The sequence below is a fragment of the Vreelandella mediterranea genome (genome assembly GCF_970647075.1).
This window is the reverse complement of sequence record NZ_OZ310198.1, coordinates 3,042,715-3,067,157: the sequence shown is the minus strand read 5'-3', so window position 1 is coordinate 3,067,157 and position 24,443 is coordinate 3,042,715. Positions and strand designations below refer to the sequence as shown.

Here is a 24,443-nt window from a genome sequence, read left to right as displayed (position 1 = left end):
TACATGTCCAATAAAATGGAAGATATCTTAGGGCTCGGCTCTATTGATAATGAACGAAAAATACCTGGCGCAACTGTTACAGAGGGAAGGGAGTATAGATATGTCAGTTGCAGTAATCACGCTGATATAGCTGCGTTATTTAAAAAGGTCATACGAGAGATTAACCCGCCATTAGCAACAAGTGGTGGTGCGGTGAACGAGGGGTGTAAAGTAACCTTGCCTTCAGGTGAGTGCTACTTTGCTATTTCTTACAAGGGAGATATTGAGGGATGGCGTCAGCAAGTTGAGCAAGGAGCGGCTGCACTGGGATTGTTAGTGGCAAAAATCTCCCAAGAAAAACTCGTACTTAGTGATGATAATGAGGTTTTATTATCAGAGTGCAAATTCCAATTTGATTGACCCATTCGCTGAATAGTAAAAAGCCCAGCCATCGAGCTGGGCTGAGGGTGTTCAAAACTCTGTGTCAGCCAGCCTCATAGGCTGAGGTGGTGTTCTAGGCGTCCTGGAAAATGAATGGCAATCGTGACAGCGTCAAGTTTCAGGCCCTGCAGGCGCTGGATCGCCCACACCCGCGCCGACGGCTCACGTATCCTATTCAGCCATGATCGTGCCGGGCGCCGGATCGCCACATTCGACCCGTTGGGCCGCGAAATGCTGATCGAGCGCGGCCAGCCCGTCGAGGTCACCGCCCCGGAAGGCACCACCACGTTCGCCTACGCCGACGAGCGCCTGCCCGACCGCGCTACCACGGTCACCGACCCGGTGGGCGCCACCCACCAGCGCGAGTGGAACGCCCTGGGTCAGGCCACCGCCCAAATCGACTGCTCCGAGCAGCGCACCGAGTACGCCTACGACCGTCACGGCTTTCTGGCCAGTGCCACCAACGCCCTGGGCGAGACCACCCGCACCCAGCACGATGAACTGGGGCGGCGAACCGCCACCCAGCAGCCCGACGGGCTCTACTGGCACCAGCACTATGACCCCCAGGGCCGTCTGGTCGAAGTAGAAGGCCCGCAGGGCTTCCGTCAACAGTTCTTCTTCGACGGCCACGGCCGCCCGGTACAACGCATCGAGGCCGACGGCAGCCACCAATATACCGCCTATGACGCCATCGGCCGCCTGAGCGAACTCACCTTGGGCAACGGCGCCGTCTACCGCTTTTCGTATGATGAAATGGACCGCTTGGCCAGCGAGACCGGCCCGGACGGCCGTGAGCAGCAGTACCGCTACGACGCGGCCGGCCAGTTGGTTGAGCGCATCGAAGTCAACCGGCAAGGCCCCGATGGCCAGCCGCTGGCGACCCGCTACGATTACGACGCCGGCGGACGCCTTGCCGCACGCCACCTGCTCGCCACCGAGCATGCCCCGACAAGCAGCGAGCAGTACCGCTGAAGCACTAACGGCCAGTTGGCGAGCGTGACCAACGCCCATGGGGAAGTGACGTTCCAGTACGACCACGCTCAACGGCTGACCGGCGAACAACAGCGCCACGCGGGTCTTGAAGGTGGCAGCGGCTGGCAGTGGCAGCAACACCACACCCTCACCGCCAACGGCGCGCCGCAGCAAAGCCAGTTTAGCGACTTGCCCGCCCTGAACTGGCATACCTACGGCAGCGGCCACCTGCACGGCTTGAGCGCGCCGGACCTGAACCTGGACATCGCCCTGGAGCCCGATGCTCTGCACCGCGAAACTCAGCGCCGCGTCAGCCTCGGCGGTGGCGACCAGACCCAACCGCTGATTCTAGAGCGCGGCTATACCAATCTCGGCCAGTTAGCCCACATCACCCTGCGCGGCGCGCAAGCCAACGGCGGCCAGCAGTACCAATATGACGCCCTGGGCCGTATGAGCTTCCGCGCCCTGCAAGGCGATCACTCGCACGTAATTGCCTACAGCTACGATGCCGCCGGTCGCCTCACCGGCAGCCAGCACGGCGACCAGGCCCACCGCTACGCGGTAGACGCCGCCGGTAACCGCGTGGACGGCCAGCAGGCCCTCTCCGATAACCGCCTCGGCCAACTCAACGGCACCCGCTACCGCTATGACGGCGCGGGCAACATGATCGAGCGGCAACAACCGGACGGTTAACGCCTGACCATGGGCTACGGCGGTGCCAACCGCCTGGTGAGCCTCACCCACACCAGTGCCTACGGCCATACCACGGAGGCCGCCTACCGCTACGACGGCCTGGGCCGCCGAATCAGCAAGACCGTACGCCACACCAACGGCACCACCGCCACCACCCACTACGGCTGGGACGGCGACCGCATCGTGCGCGAAGAAAGTGACAACCAGCACTCGACCATCGTCTACGAGCCGGGGAGTTTTGTGCCCATGCTGCGCATCGACGGCACCCAGGAAGGCCAATTAGTCAGCGCCTATATCACCGATGCCCTGGGCACACCGATGCAGTTGATCACCCCCAATGGCCAACTCCGCTGGTTCGCCGAACCTGATGACTGGGCAGCCGTCAAAAATCAACGCGCCGTGCGCAACGTCACCCAGTCAATCCGGTTCCAGGGCCAATGGCACGACGAAGAGAGCGGGCTTTACTACAACCGCCATCGCTATTACGACCCGCAACAGGGAAGGTACATCAGCCAGGACCCGATAGGGCTCAAGGGAAGCAGATGCGATGGTAGAAAATGCTCGGCGATTGGCCCCAGAGCATGTTCAGGCTCTTGATGAAGCTGCTACTGTAGTTAAGCGAAGAACAAATGCAGAATATAACCAATTTTTACTAAACCAAATAGACGCTGACTAACTTTTACTAGAGAAAATATTAACATGGAAATTGAAAGTTTACTCAAATGTCTTGGAGAGCCGGCATCAAGTCGACAACTGGCTAGGATTCTACAACAAGAGGGCATTGATTTATCTAGCGAGCTAATTTTGCCTGATAGCGAATATAGAGCCTATATTGAACGACCCAGTAAAGGTTATTCTTTAGTGTTCACAGATGAGGCTGTATTTTTAGGTAGAACCAATCAGCCGATAGGCAAAGGACTACTCTATTTAAGCGGAGTGTTTCTATATGGTGAAGGTAAAGATAGTTACTCCCAGTTCAAAGGGGAACTACCAACTAGTTTGTCTTTTTCCACAAGCCAGGAAGACATTAAAACGATGCTAGGGAATTCATCTTGGGACAGAAAACGTAGCGATGGTTCTGTTGCTGCGGAACGGTGGGATAGAGTTGCTGATTATCGAGTTCATATCACCTATTCAAAATCAACAGCAAAACCAGTGCTTATATCTTTAAGAAAAGCCGATAAATAAGTTATTATGCATAATTAATCGTGCGTTCTGTGCCGTAGGCTTTAAGCAATCATTGAACCTCATCGCATAGACGCTCGAACGAAAGATAGGCTCTCATGGGCAGCCAGTAGTATTTAATCTGCCGCCAAAGAATCTCAATTAAATTAAGCTCTGGCGAATAAGCAGAAAGGTAAATCAGGTGTGCGCGATGTGGCAACCATTCCAGGATCTTGCGCTTGAAGGCTTTTGAGGAGGGTGTTCAAAACTCTGTGTCAGCATCCCAAAGCCAGCAGCCCTGCGCGAGCCAGTTCCAGTTCGGCGAGCTGCCCGCGCTCAACTGGCACAGCTACGGCAGCGGCCACCTGCACGGGGTAAGCGCGCCTGAGCTGAACCTGGAAATCGACCTCACGCCCGACGCCCTGCACCGGGAGACACAGCGCCGCCTGACCCTGGACAGCAACAACCAGACTCAGCCGCTGATTATAGAGCGCGGCTATACGAACCTCGGCCAGCTCGATCACCTGACCCTGCGCGGCGCGCAGAACGGCGGCGGGCAACAGTATCAGTACGACGCTCTGGGCCGCCTGAGTTTCAGAAGCGTGCAGAGTGACCAGGCCTCCAGCGTCATTGCCTACAGCTACGACGCCGCTGGCAGCCAGCACGGCGACCAGGCCCACCGCTACGCCGTTGATGCCGCTGGTAACCGCCTCGAGGGCCAACGGGCCATCACCGACAACCGCCTCGACCACCTGGACGGCGCCCGCCACCGCTTCGACGGCGCGGGCAACATGATCGAAAAGCAGGCCGCCAACGGCGACCGCCTGACGCTCGGTTACGATGGAGCCAATCGGCTGGTTCGGCTCACCCGTGCAAGCGAGCGGGGCCGTACGGTCGATGCCACCTACCGCTACGACGGCCTGGGCCGCCGCATCAGCAAGACCATGCGCCACGAAAACGGCACCACCGCCACCACCCACTACGGCTGGGACGGCGACCGCATCGTGCGGGAAGAAAGCGAGAGCCAGCACTCGACCATCGTCTACGAGCCGGGCAGCTTCGTGCCCATGCTGCGCATCGACGGCACCCAGGAAGGCCCACAGCTCAGCGCCTTCGTCACGGATGCGATTGGCACCCCGATGCAGCTCGTGGCCGCCCACGGCGAAACGCAGTGGCAGGGCCAGCCCGATGATTGGGCGGCGGTGAAAAACGCGCGCGGCAGTGCCCGTCAGCCGATTCGCTTCCAGGGGCAATGGCAGGACGAGGAGAGTGGGCTCTACTACAACCGGCATCGTTACTATGACCCGCCGCAGGGACGGTATATTAGTCAAGATCCGATTGGGTTGCGGGGTGGGACCAACTTGTATGGGTATGTGGCGAATCCGATGGAGATGGTGGATCCGTTGGGGTTAGAGGGAATGTGTACACACGAAAACGATAGCTTTCACCCGTTTGTTCCAGATGAAGTTTTTGAAGACTACTTTCAAAGAATGGAGTCTCTACAGGGTAGAGTTGACCAACTTGAAAGCGGAGCCTATTACAGAGGTGTCTCGCATGATATAAATTCTTTACGTGCTGAAATGTCTGACTTAACAGATGATTTAGCTTGTGAAATGGATATTTTTGGGATTAACCCTGTTGCGCCAGAATTATTGCTTGCCTCTGGGGCAGGTTTGGCTAGAGCAGGTTGGTCTATGAAATTCTATAGGTATACTAATGCAGGCGGTGGCGGGCTTAATTTATTTAAAAGTGATAGGCGGATGTTCGCAGTGGAGTATCATAAGTTTAAGTATAATGGAATTGAAAAGGCGCGCCTCCATTATCATAGAGGAGCGACTAAAAGTCAGATGAGGAAACACAGACCTTATCAAGGAGGATGGTGATGGATACTTCTAAACCTGTTTTTCCAGTAACTATAGCTTTTGAGGAGGATGGGGATAAATGGGTTCTAGATAACGAAAACCAGCTTGCTTCTAATTTAGAATGGTTTGATAGTCGTGATCCTGAGCAAAGAGCATACGCTTTAGACGGTTTAAATCGTCGAGTGCGAATTAAAGTTGAAAAACTTATGTTGCTAGATTTCTTCTTAGAAGCATAGGCTTTGGACGAGCTGGGCCGCCTGATCGAGCCGATCCTGGGCAACGGCGCGGTGTACCGCTTTGCCTATGACGAGATGGACCGCCTAGCCAGAGACCGGCCCGACCGCCGCGAGCAACGCTACCGCTACGACGCGGCCGGCCAGCTGATTGAGCGCACCGAAGTCAACCGGCAAGGTTCCGATGGCCAGCCACTGGCGACCCGCTACGATTACGACGCCGGCGGGCGCCCTGCCGCACGCCACCTGCCCGTCAACGAGCATGCCCCGGCAAGCGCCGAGCAGTACCAATGGGGCGTTTACGGCCAGCTCAGAAGCGTGACCAATGATCACGGCGAAGTCACTTCACTTACGACCACGCCCAGCGGCTGGTCGGCGAGCAGCAGCGCCAAGCCTCCGTCGAGAACGGCAGCGGCTGGCAGCAGCACACACCCTCACCGCCGACGGCGCCCCGCAAGCGAGCCAGTTCGGCGAGCTACCCGCGCTCAACTGGCACACCTACGGCAGCGGCCACCTGCACGGGCTGAGCGCCCCGGGGCTGAACCTGGGAATCGATCTGGAGCCGGTCGCCCTGCAATGGAGGGCCAGGTATTGGCGCTTCAGCGGTAGCAGCTGGGGTTAGAGAATTATATTTTAGATTGCAATAAGTAGAGGTTTTTTAAATGAGCTTGGTTCATATTTATTATATGATATTGTTAGTTAATGGTGTGGCATATTTAAAGCTGCGTTACTCGTTAAGGGGGTGTCCAGAGATATATGAGTGCTACTTCGGTGGCGTTAATGCTGGATCTATGAAAAAGACAGTTGATTTCAATAAATACATATTATCTAGAGATAGGTGGAATGATGGATTTAATAAAGAAACACTGCTGTGGGTTAGGGTTTATATGATATTAACCTATGTAAATATATTGTATACATCAGCTGGGATAATGGGATTTTTAATAATTGGTTTTCTTATTTGATTAGTAAAGCCAAATGGGCTTGGCCGTAGAAGTTGAGCTTTCGCTAGGTTTTTGGTTCCGCGAAGAAATAGTTAAGGGAACAATAAGGTACTTCTTCTCTTTCCATTCAGCACCAAATATTACAGCTGGGAAGCTATCGGCCAACTCATGAGCGAGTCAGCGCAAACGGTGAGGTAGCGTTCAGCTGAAATAACGCTTAGCAACTCATCGGCGAGCATCAGTGCCACGCGAGTGCTGCTAGCTGCACACACCCTCACCGGCAACGTCCCTCCGGTAGAGTCGGGCTGCTAAAGAGCCCATGACATACCCATTTCTGGTAGAGTCGAGCGTAGCAAGCTAGAAATATAGCGTGACCCCATTGTTGTTCTATAGCGCAATATAAATCCAGTTAGCGGTGATTTTATGCAGGACCTTTATCACGGTCCAATTTTTTATTTTAAAACAAATGCATGGGAGGAGGGTGTTAATGATGAAGATGCTTATAAAAAGATAATAGCCAGAGTAGAAGCTAACGAGTCAGATTTTCTTGCGCTTAAAAGTTGGTACCTTGCTTTAGGGAAGGGGTGTGATAAAGATGTTTTGTCCGCGCTCGATATTCTAAATAATGATGCTTTAAATAGGAATGCAGGCGCGTTGTGTGCAGTAGGAGTCGGTTTTTTGCGTGGTTATTATGGTGAAGAGGATGAAGAGAAGGCGCTGTATTTTTTCGATAAAGCAGAAAAAATATGTTTTCGTAAGGCTAACTATCAAAAAGGATTGATGCGCTTTAATCGATACTATTTTCAGGGTAAGAGAGAAATAGATAAAGTTATGGCAAGAAGTTTTTTTGAAAAAGCAGCCAGGAACGGCCATGCAACTAGCCTGAGTTTTCTTGTTTTTTGCCGAGAAGGGCCACGGTTTAAACATATTTTTAGGCAGTTGAGGATGTTTTTTATTTACCTGCTCTCAAGAAGTTCATTGAGTGGGCCAGAGCGATGGTGGTGTTATCGTGAACTAAGGCCTTATAGGCCTACGGCCGTTTCTCTCGCAGAAAATTGCGGTCATGCACTGGGTTATTTCGCTAAAAATTAGCACTGTTAGACGCGTCCCATCTTTAATTTTATCCATATAGTGATTGAGTGCATGCTTTTTAAAATCCTGATCGAAACTTACTCCACACTTTTGAGCTACAAACGTATAACACTAATAGCGCTTATCGGTCCATTGGGGCTGACGCTAATAGCAGCGCTACTTACCCAGGGACTCGTCATACTTCAACCCAGGCCAGTGGCGCTTTACCTGTCACTTGAGTTACTGGCCGAGGCCATCGATATAGCGGCCTACACGCTTTTGGTGGTCGTGGTATGCAATGCCATCTTGCGTCAGCAAACCAGCGGCTTTGGTAGGGGGCTTTTCTGGGGACAACGTGAAACGCGACTTTTCTTATACCAGCTAGGTCTTTATGCGTTGTTCATTCCAGTGTCGCTATTCGCTTTCGTTCCCGTCGCCGGTGTTTGGATCTCGCTACTGCTGAGTGGTTATCTCTACAGCCGTTTGGCGCTAGTGTTACCCGGTATTGCGGTCGGTCAGCCGCTTACCTTTCGATTGGCCTGGCAACTCTCTCGCCCCTACCAGTGGAGCGCTTTCGTTGTATTGGCGCTCTTTCCAACCGTGATAGGGGTAGCGCTCGAAAGCCTGCCGAGTGCAGGTGCTTTGTCGCTCCTTCGGGCACTACTTTTCTTTGCGACCTCGCTCATTTCCGTAACGGCCATGGCCATTCTGTATCGAGAAATCGTGACCTCCGCCGCGCAAGACGCTGAACCCTTACCTTGACCGAGAGGCTGACGAAACCCTGGCCTATTTAGAGCGGAAATCACGTTCAAGGCGTTTTGAAAGTATAAAGGAGTAGATAGTGTATAAGCTTGTTTTAATGCCTGCATTGATCGCGCTGTTGTTAGGCAGTGCGCTGTCCTTTGCGAGCGAGTACTTCGAAAGAAGTGCTGTGCTGGGAAAGTACGGTCGATCTATTGAAGAGGAAGCTACAAAAAGAAGGGAAGCTATATGCGAAAAAATAGCCGATGTCTTTCCTGAGAATTTTGCTGCGTCCAGAAGCCTGGTACTTGAAGAGTTGAAAGAAATTGAAGAAAGAAAAATGATTAGGGCTCATTAATATGAAATTTCTAAGATTTACGATAGCGCTTATGGTTTTTTTAATAGTGCTTATAGCGACTTTGGCTATTTTGGGAAGATATGTGAGTGACTTTATGTACGCCAAAAACCTTTCAACGCTCGCTTTATATCAAGATCAACTGGAGGGGGAGGTGGGTGCTGATTTAGAAAGTTTTTTGAGCGCTCTTGATCACTCGAATGAGAGCGCCCGGAAGCAGTATTCTGATATGTGTGCCACTTATTAAGGCGGGATTTTATATGGTTGAGAGCACGCTTTTTAGATCACTTGTTCTGGCATCGTTTTTGAGCAATATAGCGCTGTACTATTTTGGATGGCAGATGGCGTTTTATATGCCAGAGCAACATGTTGAGTTGTTAAGGTGGCAAGGATACTCTTCGATTTTCAATGAGGAAGGATTAAGGAATTTAGAAGTCATTATTATAGTGACCGAGCTCGCTGGGCTTGCAGGGCTTCTTTTTAAGCCACTGGTCTTCAGGAACGTGCTTCTTTTTAGCATGATATTGTGGATTGTCGAAGGCATAGTGGGCGGTTACTACGTCGCCACACCGTTGATCAACATGCTGGATTCAATTCAGCGCATTCTGGTTTCGCTGACTCTTGGCTACGCCTTTTTTTCAAAAGACATCACTAAGTAGCCGCTGATTTTAAGAGCCGGTAATACAACAGCCGAGTAAGTGGGAGATTTCTTATACTGGGCGGTACGGGGGAGCCGCCGCGTTATGCGTCAAACGATTGCAAAACAGGCGCAGTCGCCGTTTGCCGTAACGGCTCCCGTTAACCAGTAGCGGGCCCTTGATCACGACGCGTGGATGAGGCGGGGGTAGAACCGCAAAGGGCCGCGTTGTCTGGGCGACGATTTCCCTCCATTGAGTGTACAATCCCCTATCTTTTTTCGATTTATCTGACGCTGGATCCATCACACCATGAGCAATGCCAAAACCCGTGTGCTGACCGGGATTACCACCTCCGGCACCCCCCATTTGGGTAACTATGTGGGGGCCATCAAGCCGGCCATCGAGGCAAGCCAGGACCCGAACGTGCAGTCGTTCTACTTCATGGCCGACTACCACGCGCTGATCAAGTGCCAGGACCCGAAGCGGGTGCAGCAGTCGCGCCTGGAGATCGCGGCCACGTGGCTGGCGCTAGGGCTCGATACCGACAACGCGATTTTTTACCGTCAGTCGGATATTCCGGAAATCCCGGAGCTTACGTGGATGCTCTCCTGCGTGTGCGCCAAGGGCTTGATGAACCGGGCCCACGCCTACAAGGCGGCGGTGGCGGACAACGAAGAGGCGGGCAACCAGGACGCGGATAAAGGCGTGACCATGGGGCTCTTTGGCTATCCGGTGCTGATGGCGGCGGATATTCTGATGTTCAACGCCAACAAGGTGCCGGTGGGGCGCGACCAGATCCAGCACATCGAGATGGCCCGCGATATCGCCGGGCGCTTCAACCACCTGTACAAGGGCAACTATTTCGCCCAGCCCGAGGCGGTGGTGGATGAAAAGTCCGAGGTGTTGAAAGGCCTGGACGGGCGCAAGATGTCGAAAAGCTACGACAACACCATCCCCTTGTTCGCCCCGGAGAAAAAGCTCCAGAAGCTGGTTCGCAAGATCAAGACCAACTCCTTGGAGCCTGGCGAGCCGAAAGACCCGGACACCTGCACGCTGTTTCAGATCTACGCAGCGTTTGCCTCCAGTGCCGAAACCGCGGCGCTTCGCGAGCAGTACGCCGCGGGCATCGGCTGGGGGGATGCGAAAAATCAGGTGTTCGATTACCTGAACGCACACCTGAGCGCGCCCCGCGAGCGCTACACGGCGCTGCTGGAAGACCCGGGCCATATCGAAACGGTGCTGCAAAAAGGCGCCGAGCGCGCTCGGGAAGAGGCCACGCGCAGCATCGAGAAGCTACGTTCGGCCATGGGCCTGGGCCGCTTCGTTTAAGCGACCAAACGTCATGCCTTTTCGATAACAAGGCGGCTTTCTAACGGTGGCGCTGCGTTTTATTGCGTCAAACAAGGCCCTTCCACTTAGCTGGGGAAGGGCTTTTGTGTACAGTGCAGTCCGGGTCTTGCAAAAAGTATCCAACGACAACCACTACGACCACGCGTTAGCGAGGAGCCTGCATGTCTCGTCATACTTCAGCGTCAGAGCCTGGTGTCGCACTGGGCGGCCTTCATCATCTTGCTTTATTGGTGGTCGCCGTGGGCAGTTTGCTGGGTGCCATCATGTGGCTGGCCATCCCGACCGCGGTGGCGCTCATCGTGGCGGGGAGTCTTGCGATCTCGCTGTGTCTTTTATGGGGGATTTCCTGGGCGCGGCTGGAGGAGGACCTTTTAAAAGGGATTCAGGCCATGTTGATTCCCATTTTGATCCTCATCAGCGTGGGGATGATGGTGGGGGTATGGATGCTCTCGGGCACGATACCGGCCATGGTTACGCTGGGGCTCGAGCTGCTGTCACCGGGGCTTTTTTTGGTGGTGGCATGTTTGTCGTGCTCGTTGATGTCGGTCATGGCGGGCACGTCCTGGGGCACGCTCAGCACGATCGGCGTGGCGCTCATGGCGGTGGCCGTGGGGCTTGACGTGCCGCTCGCCTGGGCGGCGGGGGCGATCGTCACGGGGACGTTTTTCGGCGACAAGCTGTCGCCGCTTTCCGATACGACCGTCATGGCGTCCGCCGTGTGCGAGGTGAACATCGTGACTCACATTCGTCACATGCTCTACTCGACGCTGCCGGCGTATCTCATTGCGCTGGCGGTCTACGCGTGGCTGGGTAGTAGCATCAGCACGGGGCAGGCCAGCGCGCCGGAAACCGCCGCGCTGATCGAGACGCTCAATGCGGTGTTCAGTATCAATGTGGTGACGCTGCTTCCGCCGGTGATGGTGTTCGTCTGCATTCTTCTGAAAAAGCCGGTGCTGCCGTCGTTCGCCGTGGGTATCGTCAGCGGCGCGCTGATCGCCGCGCTGCTTCAAGGGGCGGGGGCGAGCGAGATCGGCAATGCCATGAACGGCGGCTATAGCGCCAGTACGGGTCAGGAAATGGTCGATAGCATGCTCTCTCGCGGCGGGCTGCAGAGCATGATGTCCACGGTGGCGGTGCTGATCGCCGCGGCCGTACTGGGCGCCCCGTTCAAAAGCGCGGGCACCCTCGATGCGGCGATTGCGCTATTGAACGAACGTCAGGCCGGGCGGCGGCAGGTGCTGGGTAGCGCCATGGGGCTGCACAGCCTGGCGTTCTTGCTGACCGGCAGCTACTACGTCACCTTCGCGCTTTTGGGGCCGCTACTGCGCCCGCTGGTCGCCAATAGCGGCACGCCGCCCAAGAATCTGTCCAGGATTCTGGAAGACACCGGCACCACGCTCTCCCCGCTCATTCCCTGGGGCGTCACGGGTGCTTTCACGGCGGCTACACTGGGCGTTTCCACGGCGGATTTTTTCATCTACGCCATTCTCTGTTATGGCGCGATCGTGTTTTCGCTTTTCTACGTCGTGACCGGGCTCGGGCTTGGCCATGAGAAAACGCGTATTCGTTAGGTGCTGGGCGGATAAGCGAAATACACTGGGCGGCGCTTGAAAAGCGCGGTGGGGTGCAGCATGTAAGGGAGCGCTGCAACGAGTATTCCGGCTTTTATCGAACGGTATTTACAAAGGGACTATTGAATGCAATCGACGTACCGTCATCAAACGTTTACGGAAAAAGCGATGATCGTACTGGCGCTGGCGGTACTGGCGCTGGTGCTTTGGAAGCTGGTGGGGCTGTTGCTGCTGATTTTCGGCGCGGTGGTGGGTGCGTGTATTTTGCAAACCTGTATGGTGCCGCTGCTCAAATGGGGGGTGCCGCGCTGGCTGTCGCTTCTGATCGTGGTGGTGACATTGACGCTGGTGCTGGCGGGGATCAGCGTAGCCTTTGGCTCCCAGGTGGCGTCGGAACTCGAGTCGCTTTCGACCTTGCTGCCCGAAGCCTGGGAGCAGTTGCAGGAGCGCCTTCAGGGCACGCCGCTTGAGCCGCTAATGGAGAACGCCGGCGAGCGGGCGGGCTCGGTCTTCGAAAACGGCCTGGCGCAGGTCGGTATGGTGGTCGTCTCCATGGGGGGCAGCCTGGTCAATTTCTTCGCGCTGATCGTGGGGATGGTGTATTTTGCCGCTCAGCCGGATGTCTACCGCCGCGGGTTGTTGTTGCTGGCGCCGGTCAAAAGCCGGGACAAGCTGGCCGAGGCGCTGGATAAAAGCGGCAAGGCGCTGCGTTTTTGGCTTGGTGGCCAACTCGTCGCGATGGTCGTGACGGGTCTACTGGTCGGCGTGAGCATGTGGCTTTTGGGCGTACCCGCGCCGCTGGGCCTTGGCCTGATTGCCGGCGTGCTGGATTTCGTGCCGCTGGTCGGCCCGCTGATCGCGGCCATCCCCGCACTGCTACTAGCCTACACGGTCAGCCCGCAAACGGCGCTTTTTGTGCTGATCGCCTATACCATTATCCAGCAGATCGAAGGCAACGTGATGCAGCCGCTGGTTCAGCAGCGCGCGGTGAATTTGCCTCCCGCCATGCTGCTGTTTTCGCTCTTTGCAGCCAGTACGCTGTTTGGCGTGGCCGGGGTGCTGTTGGCGGCACCGCTCACCGTTATTGGCTTTGTGCTGATCAATGCGCTCTACGTACAGCGTGACGAAGACGACGAACCGGTAAACGGTGAACAAGACAAGAGCGAGAAAAGCGAGTAGCCAGCGCGTAGTGAGCTTTGGTGAGGTATCGCAAAAGCGTTTTAAAATGAGGTTCAAAGGGTGGTGAATACGTCCGTTTTCGCCGTGCAGATGTTGAGTTTTTGAAAGGATCGAAGGTGCGCTATGTCGACCACTCCCGCCTCCGCGGAGGCTGAAAATTTCTCCAGCAAGTACCGTGTGCCGCTGATCGCCATGGCGGCGATCGTTTTCGGGGCGCTATTGATCGGCGTGTTCTTTAGTGCCAACACCGGCATGCTGATGATCATTGGCGGCCTGTTTGGTGTGGCGCTCTATCACGCGGCGTTTGGCTTTACCGCGGCCTGGCGGGCGTTCATCACCGAACGCCGGGGCCGCGGGCTGCGCGCGCAGATGGTGATGCTCGCCGTCGCCGTGGTGCTGTTTTTCCCCGCCCTGGGCGCGGGCATGTTATTCGATATGCCGGTCTCTGGCTTTGTCCGCCCCATCGGGATCTCCGTGGTGGTCGGCGCGTTCATCTTCGGTTTGGGCATGCAGCTTGGCGGTGGGTGCGCCTCGGGTACGCTGTTTACCGCCGGGGGCGGCAATGCGCGCATGCTGATTACGCTGCTGTTCTTCATCGTGGGCTCGGTGATCGGCACCGCGCACTTTACCTGGTGGCAGAGCCTGCCCGCGTTTGCGCCGGTCTCGCTGGTCGAAGTAGCGGGCCCGAGTGGCGGCATCGCGATCAGCCTGGTGCTGTTCGCCGCCATCGCCGCGTTGACGGTGGTAATGGAGCGCCGTCGCCACGGCCAGCTAGAAAAACCGGCCCCGGTGACCAAACCGGGTAGCCAGCGTTGGCTGGAAGGCCCCTGGCCGCTATTGGCCGGCGCCGTGGCGCTGGCGCTTTTGAACTTCGCTACCCTGGCGCTGGCCGGGCGCCCCTGGGGTATTACCTCGGCCTTTGCGCTCTGGGGCGCGAAGGTCTTTAACTTCGTGGGCGGCGATGTCACCCAGTGGGGGTATTGGCAGTCGGAATCCAACATGGCGGCGCTGGATGCCAGTATTTTCTCGGACATTACCACCGTGATGAATATCGGCATCATGCTGGGCGCGATGGCCGCCGCCCACCTGGCCGGGCGCTTTGCACCGAATTTCAACATTCCGATCCGCTCGGTGATCGCGGCGATTCTCGGTGGGCTGATGCTGGGTTACGGCGCGCGGCTGGCCTTTGGCTGCAATATTGGCGCTTACTTCAGCGGTATTGCCTCGGGCAGCCTGCACGGCTGGCTCTGGATGGCCGCCGCCTTTGCCGGCAATATGCTGGGGGTCAAATTGCGGCCGCTGTTTTTCGCCGGTGTAGAAGGGCGCAAACCCAAGGCCAAAACGGCCTGATGCTAACCGGTTGATGTTCAACGCCCCGCTAAAAAAGCGGGGCATTTTTTTGCTCAAAGCCCGGCTGCGTGCCACCTTTGTCGTAGTGGCGTGATACATTATGCCGTTATAACCGTAAACGCTTGATATTGCTGCGCTGCAGCAGTAATGGACGAAAAGAGAGCCCCATGACTCAGAGCAAACGCCCCTTATACATTCCTTACGCCGGTCCTTCCTTGCTTGAAATGCCGCTATTGAACAAAGGCAGCGCGTTTACTCAAGAGGAGCGGCTCGCGTTCAATTTGATCGGTCTGTTGCCGCAAAAGGTCGAGACCATCGAAGACCAGCTCGAGCGCAGCTATCGCCAGTACCAGCAGTGTCACAGCGACCTGGACCGCCATATCTATCTGCGCGCCATCCAGGACGATAACGAAACGCTCTATTTCCGCCTGGTGTCCGAGCACCTGGAAGAGATGCTGCCGATCATCTATACGCCGACCGTGGGCAAGGCGTGTCAGGAATTCTCCAATATCTATCGCAATCACCGGGGGCTTTTCATCGGCTACCCGGACCGCGAGCACATGGACGATATCCTACGCAGTGCCACCAAGGACAACGTCAAAGTGATCGTGGTCACCGACGGCGAGCGTATTCTGGGCCTGGGCGACCAGGGCATCGGCGGTATGGGGATTCCCATTGGTAAGCTGGCGCTCTACACCGCCTGCGGCGGGATCAGCCCGGCCCATACCCTACCCATCATGATCGACGTGGGCACTAATAATCAGGCGCTTCTGGACGACCCCATGTACATGGGCTGGCGCCACGAGCGGGTCGGCCAGGAAGAGTACGACGCCTTCATGGCGCAGTTCATCGCCGCGCTCAAGCGCCGCTGGCCCAACGCCCTGCTGCAGTTCGAGGATTTCGCCCAGGCCAACGCCGTGCCGCTACTGGAGCGCTACCGCAACGAGCTTTGCTGCTTCAACGATGACGTTCAGGGCACCGCCTCGGTGGTCGTGGGTACGCTGATGGCCGCCTGTCACGCCCGGGAAGAGAGCATCGCCAAGCAGCGCGTGGTGTTCGTCGGCGGCGGCTCTGCCGGCTGCGGTATTGCCGAGCAGGTCGTGGTTGCGATGCAGTCCGAGGGGCTTTCCGAGCGCGAGGCCCGCGAACGTGTCTACGTGATCGACCGCGACGGGCTGATGACGACGGATCAACCTTGGCAGCGCGATTTTCAGCGCCGCCTGGCCCACGACCCGGCGCTGGTCGCCGAATGGAACGGCCAGGGCCTGGAAGAGACCATCGCGCAGATCAAGCCCACGGTGCTGATCGGCGTGTGCGGCCAGCGCGGTATCTTCACCGAGCAGGTGATCCGCACCATGCACGCCGGCTGCGAGAACCCGGTCATCATGCCGCTCTCCAACCCGACCTCCCAGGCCGAGGCGGTGCCGGAAGACGTGATCCGCTGGACCGACGGTCAGGCGCTGGTCGCAACTGGCAGCCCCTTCGCGCCGGTGGTCTACAACGGGCGCACCTACGCGATTGCCCAGTGCAACAACGCCTATATCTTCCCCGGCATTGGGCTGGGCGTGGTAGCCGCCAAGGCGCACCGGGTGACCGACGAGATGCTGATGAGTGCATCAAGAGCGCTGGCCCGGGAAGCGCCGCTGGTCAAAGAGGGCAAGGGCGCGCTTTTGCCGCCGCTTTCCAAGATTCGCGAAATCAGCCAGTCGATCGCTTTCGAGGTGGCGGCCATGGCGCAGCATAACGGCGTCGCGCTGACCACCAGTGGCACTCAGTTGCGCAAGGATATCGAAAACGCGAGCTGGGACCCGGACTACCGCGACTACCGTCGCCGCGCCGTTTAAGCGTTTTAATGTTCAAGGCTCTCGGCGCCGCTACTTGGGTAGCGGCGCTTTTTTAGGGCCAAAAAAAGCCCCCACCGGAGTGGGGGCATGCAAGCATTGGGTAGTGCGTTGCCGGTAGGGCTTATGCTGCGCCAATCATCTTGCGCAGCACGTAGTGCAGGATACCACCGTGGCGGTAGTACGCCAGCTCGTTGATCGTATCGATCCGGCATTTCGCCTCGATCGTACGCTCGTCACTGCCCTTTTTGATGGTGACCTTGACGTTGGAGCCCGGGCTTAGATCGCCCAATCCTTCGATGGATACTTCTTCATCGCCGGTCAGTCCCAGGCTTTCACGGCTTTCGCCTTCCGGGAACTGCAGCGGCACCACGCCCATACCGATCAGGTTGGAGCGGTGGATACGCTCATAAGACTCCGCCAGTACCGCGCGCACGCCCAGCAGGCGCGTGCCCTTGGCCGCCCAGTCGCGGCTCGACCCGGTGCCGTACTCTTTACCGGCAATGACCACCAGGGGCGTGCCTTCTTCCTGGTACTTCATCGCCGCGTCGTAGATGGACATCTGCTCGCCGCTGGGCACGTGGCGGGTTTCGCCGCCGACCACGCCGTCGAGCATTTCGTTTTGAATGCGCACGTTGGCAAAGGTACCGCGCATCATGACCTGGTGGTTACCCCGGCGCGAACCGTAGGAGTTGAAATCCACCGGCTTTACGCCGTTTTCTTGCAGGTAGCGACCGGCGGGGCTGTCCGGCTTGATGGAGCCGGCCGGCGAGATGTGGTCGGTGGTGACCGAGTCGCCCAGCATCGCCAAGACCCGCGCGTTTTTAACGTCCTCGGTGGGTTCCGGCTCCCGGCCCATGCCTTCGAAAAAGGGCGGGTGCTGAATGTAGGTGGAGTCGGGCCACTCGTACACCTGGCTTTCCGGCACTTTGATCGCTTTCCAGGTTTCGTCGCCTTCGAACACCTCGCCATACTCCTTGCGGAACATGTCAGTGTTCACTTTCTCGACCGCCTCGGCGATCTCGGCCTGGGAGGGCCAGATGTCTTTCAGGTAGACCGGGTTGCCATCAGAGTCATCGCCCAGTGGGTCGGTGGTCAGATTGCTCTGTACGTTACCGGCCAGCGCGTAGGCCACGACCAAGGGCGGCGAGGAGAGCCAGTTGGTTTTGACCAACGGGTGAACCCGGCCTTCGAAGTTACGGTTGCCCGAAAGCACCGAGGCGACCGCCAGGTCACCGGTGTTGATCGCTTTTTCGATCTCCTCGGGTAGCGGGCCGGAGTTACCGATACAGGTCGTGCAGCCGTAGCCCACCAGGTTGAAGCCCAGCGCGTCCAGGTCGTTGTTCAGATCCGCGGCGGCCAGGTAGTCGGTGACCACCTTGGAGCCGGGGGCCAGCGAGGTCTTGACCCAGGGCTTGGTTTCCAGACCTTTTTCGCGTGCCTTGCGGGCCAGAAGGCCGGCGGCCATCATCACGCTGGGGTTGGAGGTGTTGGTACACGACGTGATCGCAGCAATGACCACGGCCCCCGGGTTCAAACGGAAGCTCTGGCCGTTGTAGGACACATCCTGGCTGTCGTTGTGCTCGAAGCTGCGCTCGACACCCACGGCGGTTTGGCCGCCCTCCGAGGAGAACTTGCCGGTTTCGGTGTCCGGTTGGGTCTTGCCGTCGTCTTCCATTACCTTGGCGAAGGCGCTGGGCAGGTCCTTGAGCGATACCCGGTCCTGCGGGCGCTTGGGGCCGGCCAGGCTTGCTTCGACGGTGCTCATATCAAGGCCCAGCGAGTCGCTGAAGATCGGCTCGTCGCCGGGCTCGCGCCACAGGCCCTGTTCCTGGCTGTAGGCTTTCACGAGCGCGATCTGATCGTCTTCGCGGCCGGTCAGGCGCATGTAGTTCAGGGTTTCTTCATCCACCGGGAAGAAACCACAGGTCGCACCGTACTCCGGCGCCATGTTGGCGATGGTGGCGCGGTCGGCCAGCGGCAGGTCTTTGAGACCGTCGCCGTAGAACTCGACGAACTTACCCACCACGCCTTTCTTGCGCAGCATTTCGGTAACGGTGAGCACCAGGTCGGTCGCGGTAATGCCTTCTTGAAGCTTGCCGTCGAGCTTGAAGCCGATGACTTCGGGAATCAGCATGGAAACCGGCTGACCGAGCATCGCAGCCTCGGCTTCGATGCCGCCCACGCCCCAGCCAAGCACGCCCAGGCCGTTGATCATGGTGGTGTGCGAATCGGTGCCGACCAGGGTGTCGGGGAAGGCGTAGGTTTTGCCGTCTTCTTCTTTGGTCCAGACCGATTTGCCCAGGTACTCGAGGTTGACCTGGTGGCAGATACCCGTGCCCGGCGGTACCACTTTAAAGTTATCGAAGGCCTGCTGGCCCCAGCGTAGAAACTCGTAACGCTCGCGGTTACGCTGCATTTCGATCTCGACGTTCTCGTCAAACGCCGTGGCGTGGCCGAACTCGTCGACCATGACCGAGTGGTCGATGACCAGATCGACCGGCGAGAGCGGGTTGATGCGGGCCGGATCTTCGCCGAGCTTTTCGACCGCGTCGCGCATGGAGGCCAGATCCACCACGCCGGGCACGCCGGTGAAGTCCTGCATGAGAACCCGCGCCGGGCGATAGCCGATCTCGCGGCTGGATTTACCCTCTTTTTGCCAGTCTACCAGCGCTTGCAGGTCGTCGTTTTCGACGCTTTCGTCGTCGCCAAAGCGTAGCTGGTTTTCCAACAGAATTTTCAGGGTCTTGGGTAGCCGGTCTATGTTGCCAAGCTTATCGGCCGCCTTGGGCAGGCTGTAATAGGTGTAGGAGTGATTCCCCACCTCCAGGGTGCTGAGCGTATCGGGTATCTTGCTCATTCCATGCTCCTCTCTCTTGAATGCGGGCTCTTGCTTGCTATGTATTGGATGATTGCAGTGCCACGGTGGTTCGTTTTCTAGAGCCTAGCTTATTAATAGCACATGGGTACTTTAATCCCGGCTTTCAAGGGATCCTGGCCTAATGGCCAAGCCTCCCCCTTGTAATTACTTGTACTCGACGCCATTTCAGGCAGACTCTCTTGTTTGGTTTTTCGGCCAGTACTACTCGCATCGCGCTGGCCGGGCCATCCGTTTTATTCGATATAGGTGGTGTCATGGAAACGCGTCATGAACGTTTGATTATTCTTGGCTCCGGGCCTGCCGGGTACACCGCGGCGGTGTACGCCGCGCGCGCCAACCTGCAGCCGTTGCTGATTACCGGGCTGCAGGCGGGCGGTCAGTTGACCACGACCACCGATGTGGATAACTGGCCGGGCGAGGCCGAGGGCATCCAGGGTCCGGCGCTGATGGAAAAGATGCAAGCCCACGCCGAGCGCTTCAATACCGAGGTGCTGTTCGACCATATCCATGAAGTCAGCTTAGGCGAAAAACCCTATACATTGAAAGGCGATAGCGGCACCTACACCTGCGATGCGCTGATCATTGCCACCGGTGCCAGCGCCCGTTACCTGGGCCTGCCCACCGAGCAGCAGTTCATGGGTCAGGGTGTGTCCGCCTGCGCGACCTGTGACGGCTTTTTCTATCGTAATCAGGAAGTCGTGGTGGTGGGCGGCGGTAACACCGCCGTGGAAGAGGCGCTCTATCTTTCCAATATTGCCTCCAAGGTGACCCTGGTACATCGCCGCGACACCCTGCGCGCGGAGAAAATCCTGCAGGACAAACTCCAGGAGAAGGTCGAGGCCGGTACGATCGCGCTGGAGTGGTTCCAGCAGGTCGACGAAGTGCTGGGCGATAACAGCGGCGTGACCGGGGTGCGGCTGAAGTCGACCCTCGATGGCACCGTCAAGGAGCTCCACGCGCCTGGGCTTTTCGTTGCCATTGGCCATAGCCCCAATACCGGTATTTTCGAAGGCCAGCTCGCCATGAAGGGCGGCTACATTACCGTGAATTCCGGTCTCGAAGGCAACGCCACCGCCACCAGCGTGCCCGGCGTGTTTGCCTGCGGCGACGTGATGGACCATATCTACCGCCAGGCGATTACCTCCGCAGGCAGCGGCTGCATGGCAGCCCTCGACGCCGAGCGCTACCTCGACGGCATTGGCTGATTCTAACAGCGCTTCAAGGGTCGGCGCAGGGCACTGACGCGCTGTCTACCCGTAGCCGGCCCAGCTGGCTTAGCACCAGCTCTTTACCCGTGTTGGCGCCGCTGCAGAGTTTGAAGCTGCCGTTATAGCCGCTGGCGTGGCCCAGGGGCGTGTAGCGTACCTGTCGCCAGTGGCGGTTGTAGGTAATGCGGCTTTTCGGGTGCGCGGGGAAAATCCGCAGGATGCGCTGGCGCTCGGCGCTTTGACGAGGCGCGCCGTCGATCACCGCCAGCGGCAGGCTCCAGTCGTCGCTGCAGCGAAAGGTGGCGGTAACCGGGCAAAGGGTGACGGTCTCGCGCCGGGTAATGGCCGTATTGCGAGCCAGCGAGAACGCCCGCTGAAAGCGATTGATCTCGCCTTTGAGCGCCGTCCGCTGGTTTAGCGCCTGAAGGTGGGGAAGGGCGCCGGTGGTCAATAAGCCCATAATGAAGAGTGCGACGACCAGCTCCAAAAACGTCATCCCGCTGGCGCGATGCGCGCCGTGCGCTGCCTGGGCGCTGGCGTAACGCGAGCGTCGATGGTGGGATAGGAGTGCTTTATGCATGGGCTCACCCTGGCGGTCCTGTATTCAGGTTAGAGCGCTTTGCTTGGGCGGGGCGTAGGCGTAAGCGGAGCCTGGTGTAGGTTCAGGCGTAGTTAGCTGTAGGTAAAAAGGGACAGGCCTTGTGAGTGATTTCTTGATAGTGGGTGGCGGTATCATCGGCATGATGACCGCCCTACAGCTTGCCGATGCCGGCCAGACGGTGTGTATCGTCGAGCGCGGCACCTGCGGGCAAGAGGCCTCCTGGGCGGGGGGCGGTATCGTGTCGCCGCTCTATCCCTGGCGCCACTCGGCGGCCATTTCCTGGCTTTCGCGCTGGTCGGAGGGTGCCTACCCGGCGCTTGCCTTGCGCCTGTTGGAAGAGACCGGCATCGACCCGGAGTATCGCCAGAAAGGGCTTTTGTATTTGAGCGTCGAGGATGACGAGGCGGCGCTGGACTGGGCGCATCAAATGGGTAAACCGCTCGAGCGCGTGGGCGCCGCCTTCGTTCACGAAAAGGAGCCCCAGGCCGAGGCGGGGAGCGGCGCGCTCTGGATGCCAACGCTTGGCAGCGTGCGCAACCCGCGGCTGGGCCAGGCGCTGCGCGCCAGGCTCTCCGCCATGCCGGGCGTGACGCTTTGCGAGGGGCAGCCGGTCGAAGGGCTCATCGAACGACACGGCGACATTGCGGGGGTGAATACGCCTCAGGGCCCGCTTTTGGCCGGCCGCACCGTGCTCTGCGCCGGCGCCTGGAGTGCTGCGCTGTTGGCACCGCTCGGTATCCGCTTGCCGGTACGCCCGGTCAAAGGGCAAATGATTGCCTACCGCGCCCCGCCCGGGCTTGTACAGCGGGTGGTGCTCAAGGATGGGCGCTATATCATTCCCCGCAGCGATGGGCTTTTGCTGGTGGGCTCGACCCTGGAAGAAGCCGGCTTCGATAAAACCACCGACGAGGCGGCGCGGGTTTCACTCAAGCGAAGCGCCGAGGCGATCGTTCCCGCGCTTGCCGGTTACCCGGTAGCGCACCACTGGTCCGGGCTGCGCCCGGGCTCGCCCGGCGGGCTTCCGTTCATCGGCGCGCTGCCCGGCTACGCGTCGCTCTATATCAACGCGGGCCACTATCGTAATGGTCTGGTGCTCGCGCCGGCATCTACCCATTTGCTGGTCGATACGCTGTTAAAGCGCCCGCCACTGATCGACCCGACGCCGTATGTACCCACTCAAGAGCGGCTCGTTCTCTAGACGGGGCCGTCCTTCTTTTGCTCCTGAATGTAGCGCTCCCGGTGGGCGGCGGAGCAAAACCACTTTTCTTCAAAGCGCAGCGCCTCGCTTTCCGGTACGTGCACCTCGCACCAGCGACAGCGCACCATGGCGCCGCCTTCGACGCGCTCGGGCGCCGCCGTTTTTTGCGAGAGCTTGTGTTGGCGGTACATGCCGTAAAGTTTCAGGCCAACGTAGAACACCACCGCAAAAATAAGTAGCCGAATGATCAACAGGTTCATCCTTTTATCGCTCCCGGGCGGGAAAGTGGGTGTATGGAATACTGCGTATTCGAATGCGTGCGTTTAACGCCAGAGCCTTTGCCAGTAACCGGCGCTTGCGGGACAATACCCGCTTGCCGGTACGGTTTGGAGGCTGGGCTTTGAGTGCCATCGCGTGGCGTCCAAACGGTATGTTTCAAGGATTCTCAAGAGATTTTACCCCCCATGCAAGACTTAACGCTGGTCATGGCCCAACTCGACCCTTTGGTCGGGGATATTCCCGGTAATGCCGCCCGCGCGATCGAAGCCGTGCGCGAGGCGCGTATCGAGCACCGGGCGGACGTGGTGGTATTCCCCGAGCTTTTCTTGACCGGCTACCCGCCGGAGGATCTTTTATTGAGGGCTTCGATGGAGTCGCGCCTGCAGGAGGCCCGCGACACCATGGCGCAAAAGGTCGTCAAGGACGTGCTGGTGATCATTGGCTACCCCGGCGTTCGCGATGGGAAGCGTTTCAACCTGGCCGGGGTGCTGTATAACGGCGAGTGGCAGGCGGAGTACGCCAAGCAAGCGCTGCCCAATTACCAGGTGTTCGACGAGCAGCGCTACTTCACGCCCGGCAATGCGCCGCTGGTGTTCGAGCACAAGGGCGCCAAACTCGGCCTTCTGATCTGCGAAGACCTTTGGGAGAGCGCACCCATCGAGGCCGCCTGCGGGCAGGGCGCCGATGCACTCGTGGTGCTCAATGCCTCGCCCTATCATCAGGAAAAGCCCGGCGAGCGTCGGCGCCTGCTCACCCAGCGCGCTCAGGCCGTGAATCGCCCCATCGTCTACGTCAACACCATTGGCGGCCAGGACGAACTGGTGTTCGACGGCGGCTCGAGCGTGGTCGATGCCCAGGGCGAGCTCAAGATACTCGCACCGTACTGGCAGGCAGGGTTGATGCCGGTGCGCCTCACTCAGACCCCGGAAAACGGCTGGGTCCCCGAGGCCGGCGAAATCGAACCCGACGTCTCCGCGGAGGAGAGCCTTTACTGCGCGTTGGTGACCGGCGTTCGCGACTACGTCAATAAAAGCGGCTTCAGTGGCGTAGTGCTGGGACTTTCCGGCGGGATCGATTCGGCGCTTTCCTTGGCGATCGCGGTGGACGCCTTGGGTGAGCAGCGCGTGCACGCGGTGATGATGCCTTACCGCTACACCGCGGATATCTCGAAGCAGGACGCCGCCGCCCAGGCCGAAATGCTGGGCGTCGATTTCGATGTCATGCCGATCGAGCCGATGGTCGAGGCCTTCACCCAGACGCTATCCGAGAGCTTTGCCGGCGCCGAGCAAGACACGACCGAGGAGAACCTGCAGTCGCGCTGTCGCGGGGTGCTGTTGATGGCGATCTCCAACAAGAAAGGCTTGATGGTGCTGACCACCGGCAACAAGAGCGAAATGGCGGTGGGCTACGCCACGCTCTACGGCGATATGGTGGGCGGCTACAATGCCTTGAAGGATGTATATAAAACCTGGGTGTACCGGCTGGCGCGCTGGCGCAACACTCAGTCACCGGCGGTGCCCGAGCGCGTCATCGAGCGCCCGCCGAGTGCCGAGCTCGCCCCGGACCAGAACGACAGCGACTCACTGCCCGATTACGCCGTGCTCGATGCGATCCTCTCGCGCTATATCGAGGGTGACATGAGCGCCGAGGCGATCATCGCCGAGGGCTTTTCCCAGGACGATGTCTACCAGGTCGTGAAACTGGTGGACCGCTGCGAATACAAGCGCCGCCAGGCACCGGTCGGCGTTCGCGTGACCGCGCGCGGGTTTGGCCGCGACCGCCGCTACCCCATCGTCAACGGCTGGCAGCCCGGCGATTAGGCAGCCCTTTTGTTGCCCCACAAGCCGCTCGTGCCCATAAAAAAAGCCAAACAGGGTCGTTTGGCTTTTTGG

General features: G+C 58.3%; 23 protein-coding genes and 1 pseudogene. 20 read left to right on the top strand and 4 right to left on the bottom strand.

Features of this window, described 5'->3' with window-relative positions; translation table 11 throughout:
- The first annotated feature begins 3 nt into the window (after positions 1 to 3).
- From ACWFVE_RS14140 to ACWFVE_RS14120, 5 genes are all read left to right on the top strand, one after another.
- Complete coding sequence (locus tag ACWFVE_RS14140) at positions 4 to 399, top strand: hypothetical protein (protein WP_447529901.1); 396 nt, start codon at positions 4 to 6, stop codon at positions 397 to 399.
- 114 nt (positions 400 to 513) lie between these two features.
- On the top strand, positions 514 to 1,392 hold the full coding sequence (locus ACWFVE_RS14135) for a hypothetical protein (RefSeq protein ID WP_447529900.1): 879 nt from the start codon (positions 514 to 516) through the stop codon (positions 1,390 to 1,392).
- Positions 1,393 to 1,416: 24 nt separating this feature from the next.
- Positions 1,417 to 2,085, top strand: coding sequence for a hypothetical protein (locus ACWFVE_RS14130; protein WP_447529899.1), 669 nt, complete (start codon positions 1,417 to 1,419; stop codon positions 2,083 to 2,085).
- Positions 2,086 to 2,094: 9 nt separating this feature from the next.
- On the top strand, positions 2,095 to 2,682 hold the full coding sequence (locus ACWFVE_RS14125; protein ID WP_447529898.1) for an RHS repeat-associated core domain-containing protein: 588 nt from the start codon (positions 2,095 to 2,097) through the stop codon (positions 2,680 to 2,682).
- Positions 2,683 to 2,784: 102 nt separating this feature from the next.
- Positions 2,785 to 3,273, top strand: a complete 489-nt coding sequence (locus ACWFVE_RS14120; RefSeq protein ID WP_447529897.1) for a hypothetical protein — start codon at positions 2,785 to 2,787, stop codon at positions 3,271 to 3,273.
- A 49-nt stretch (positions 3,274 to 3,322) separates the two neighbouring features.
- Here the strand turns inward: ACWFVE_RS14120 and ACWFVE_RS14115 are convergent.
- Positions 3,323 to 3,502 (bottom strand): annotated as a pseudogene (locus ACWFVE_RS14115) (transposase); the annotation flags it as partial.
- Between the two features lie 538 nt (positions 3,503 to 4,040).
- Between ACWFVE_RS14115 and ACWFVE_RS14110 the strand changes: the two are divergent.
- The 12 genes from ACWFVE_RS14110 to ACWFVE_RS14055 all read left to right on the top strand — a co-directional run bounded on the left by ACWFVE_RS14110 (position 4,041) and on the right by ACWFVE_RS14055 (position 16,387).
- Positions 4,041 to 5,132, top strand: coding sequence for an RHS repeat-associated core domain-containing protein (locus ACWFVE_RS14110; protein ID WP_447530547.1), 1,092 nt, complete (start codon positions 4,041 to 4,043; stop codon positions 5,130 to 5,132).
- Positions 5,132 to 5,347 (top strand): hypothetical protein, encoded by a 216-nt coding sequence (locus ACWFVE_RS14105; protein WP_447529896.1) that lies wholly within the window; start codon positions 5,132 to 5,134, stop codon positions 5,345 to 5,347. Before ACWFVE_RS14110 ends, ACWFVE_RS14105 begins: the two co-directional genes overlap by 1 nt.
- Before the next feature lie 75 nt (positions 5,348 to 5,422).
- On the top strand, positions 5,423 to 5,953 hold the full coding sequence (locus ACWFVE_RS14100; protein WP_447529895.1) for a hypothetical protein: 531 nt from the start codon (positions 5,423 to 5,425) through the stop codon (positions 5,951 to 5,953).
- 758 nt (positions 5,954 to 6,711) lie between these two features.
- Entirely contained in the window at positions 6,712 to 7,380 is a 669-nt protein-coding gene (locus ACWFVE_RS14095; RefSeq protein WP_447529894.1) for a hypothetical protein, read from the top strand.
- 51 nt (positions 7,381 to 7,431) lie between these two features.
- The gene (locus ACWFVE_RS14090) at positions 7,432 to 8,121 is read left to right on the top strand and encodes a hypothetical protein (RefSeq protein WP_447529893.1); all 690 of its coding nucleotides are present in this window, start codon (positions 7,432 to 7,434) and stop codon (positions 8,119 to 8,121) included.
- Between the two features lie 79 nt (positions 8,122 to 8,200).
- Positions 8,201 to 8,458, top strand: coding sequence for a hypothetical protein (locus ACWFVE_RS14085; RefSeq protein WP_447529892.1), 258 nt, complete (start codon positions 8,201 to 8,203; stop codon positions 8,456 to 8,458).
- A gap of 257 nt (positions 8,459 to 8,715) precedes the next feature.
- Positions 8,716 to 9,114: a hypothetical protein gene (locus ACWFVE_RS14080; protein ID WP_447529891.1), complete on the top strand. Its 399-nt coding sequence runs from the start codon at positions 8,716 to 8,718 to the stop codon at positions 9,112 to 9,114.
- Positions 9,115 to 9,402: 288 nt separating this feature from the next.
- Positions 9,403 to 10,422 carry a tryptophan--tRNA ligase gene (locus ACWFVE_RS14075; protein ID WP_447529890.1) on the top strand — a complete coding sequence of 340 codons (1,020 nt, stop codon included), beginning with the start codon at positions 9,403 to 9,405 and terminating at the stop codon, positions 10,420 to 10,422.
- A gap of 182 nt (positions 10,423 to 10,604) precedes the next feature.
- The gene (locus tag ACWFVE_RS14070; protein WP_447529889.1) at positions 10,605 to 12,014 is read left to right on the top strand and encodes a Na+/H+ antiporter NhaC family protein; all 1,410 of its coding nucleotides are present in this window, start codon (positions 10,605 to 10,607) and stop codon (positions 12,012 to 12,014) included.
- A gap of 126 nt (positions 12,015 to 12,140) precedes the next feature.
- Entirely contained in the window at positions 12,141 to 13,193 is a 1,053-nt protein-coding gene (locus ACWFVE_RS14065; protein WP_447529888.1) for an AI-2E family transporter, read from the top strand.
- Positions 13,194 to 13,316: 123 nt separating this feature from the next.
- Positions 13,317 to 14,543 carry a YeeE/YedE family protein gene (locus tag ACWFVE_RS14060; RefSeq protein ID WP_447529887.1) on the top strand — a complete coding sequence of 409 codons (1,227 nt, stop codon included), beginning with the start codon at positions 13,317 to 13,319 and terminating at the stop codon, positions 14,541 to 14,543.
- 167 nt (positions 14,544 to 14,710) lie between these two features.
- Complete coding sequence (locus ACWFVE_RS14055; RefSeq protein WP_447529886.1) at positions 14,711 to 16,387, top strand: NAD-dependent malic enzyme; 1,677 nt, start codon at positions 14,711 to 14,713, stop codon at positions 16,385 to 16,387.
- Between the two features lie 121 nt (positions 16,388 to 16,508).
- Here ACWFVE_RS14055 and acnA read toward each other — a convergent pair whose 3' ends face one another.
- A complete protein-coding gene (gene acnA, locus ACWFVE_RS14050; protein WP_447529885.1) occupies positions 16,509 to 19,244 on the bottom strand; it encodes an aconitate hydratase AcnA in 2,736 nt (911 codons plus the stop codon).
- Positions 19,245 to 19,519: 275 nt separating this feature from the next.
- Here acnA and trxB point away from each other — a divergent pair, with 275 nt between their 5' ends.
- Positions 19,520 to 20,470 (top strand): thioredoxin-disulfide reductase, encoded by a 951-nt coding sequence (trxB, locus tag ACWFVE_RS14045; protein ID WP_447529884.1) that lies wholly within the window; start codon positions 19,520 to 19,522, stop codon positions 20,468 to 20,470.
- Positions 20,471 to 20,483: 13 nt separating this feature from the next.
- On the opposite strand, the gene ACWFVE_RS14040 is transcribed toward trxB, so the two are convergent.
- Complete coding sequence (locus ACWFVE_RS14040) at positions 20,484 to 21,053, bottom strand: GspH/FimT family pseudopilin (RefSeq protein ID WP_447529883.1); 570 nt, start codon at positions 21,051 to 21,053, stop codon at positions 20,484 to 20,486.
- A gap of 121 nt (positions 21,054 to 21,174) precedes the next feature.
- On the opposite strand from ACWFVE_RS14040, the gene thiO reads away from it, so the two are divergent.
- Positions 21,175 to 22,272, top strand: coding sequence for a glycine oxidase ThiO (gene thiO, locus ACWFVE_RS14035; RefSeq protein ID WP_447529882.1), 1,098 nt, complete (start codon positions 21,175 to 21,177; stop codon positions 22,270 to 22,272).
- On the opposite strand, the gene ACWFVE_RS14030 is transcribed toward thiO, so the two are convergent.
- Positions 22,269 to 22,532: a PP0621 family protein gene (locus tag ACWFVE_RS14030; protein WP_447529881.1), complete on the bottom strand. Its 264-nt coding sequence runs from the start codon at positions 22,530 to 22,532 to the stop codon at positions 22,269 to 22,271. The genes thiO and ACWFVE_RS14030 overlap by 4 nt on opposite strands.
- Positions 22,533 to 22,736: 204 nt before the next feature.
- Here ACWFVE_RS14030 and ACWFVE_RS14025 point away from each other — a divergent pair, with 204 nt between their 5' ends.
- Positions 22,737 to 24,371, top strand: a complete 1,635-nt coding sequence (locus ACWFVE_RS14025) for an NAD+ synthase (RefSeq protein ID WP_447529880.1) — start codon at positions 22,737 to 22,739, stop codon at positions 24,369 to 24,371.
- The last annotated feature ends 72 nt before the right edge of the window (positions 24,372 to 24,443 follow it).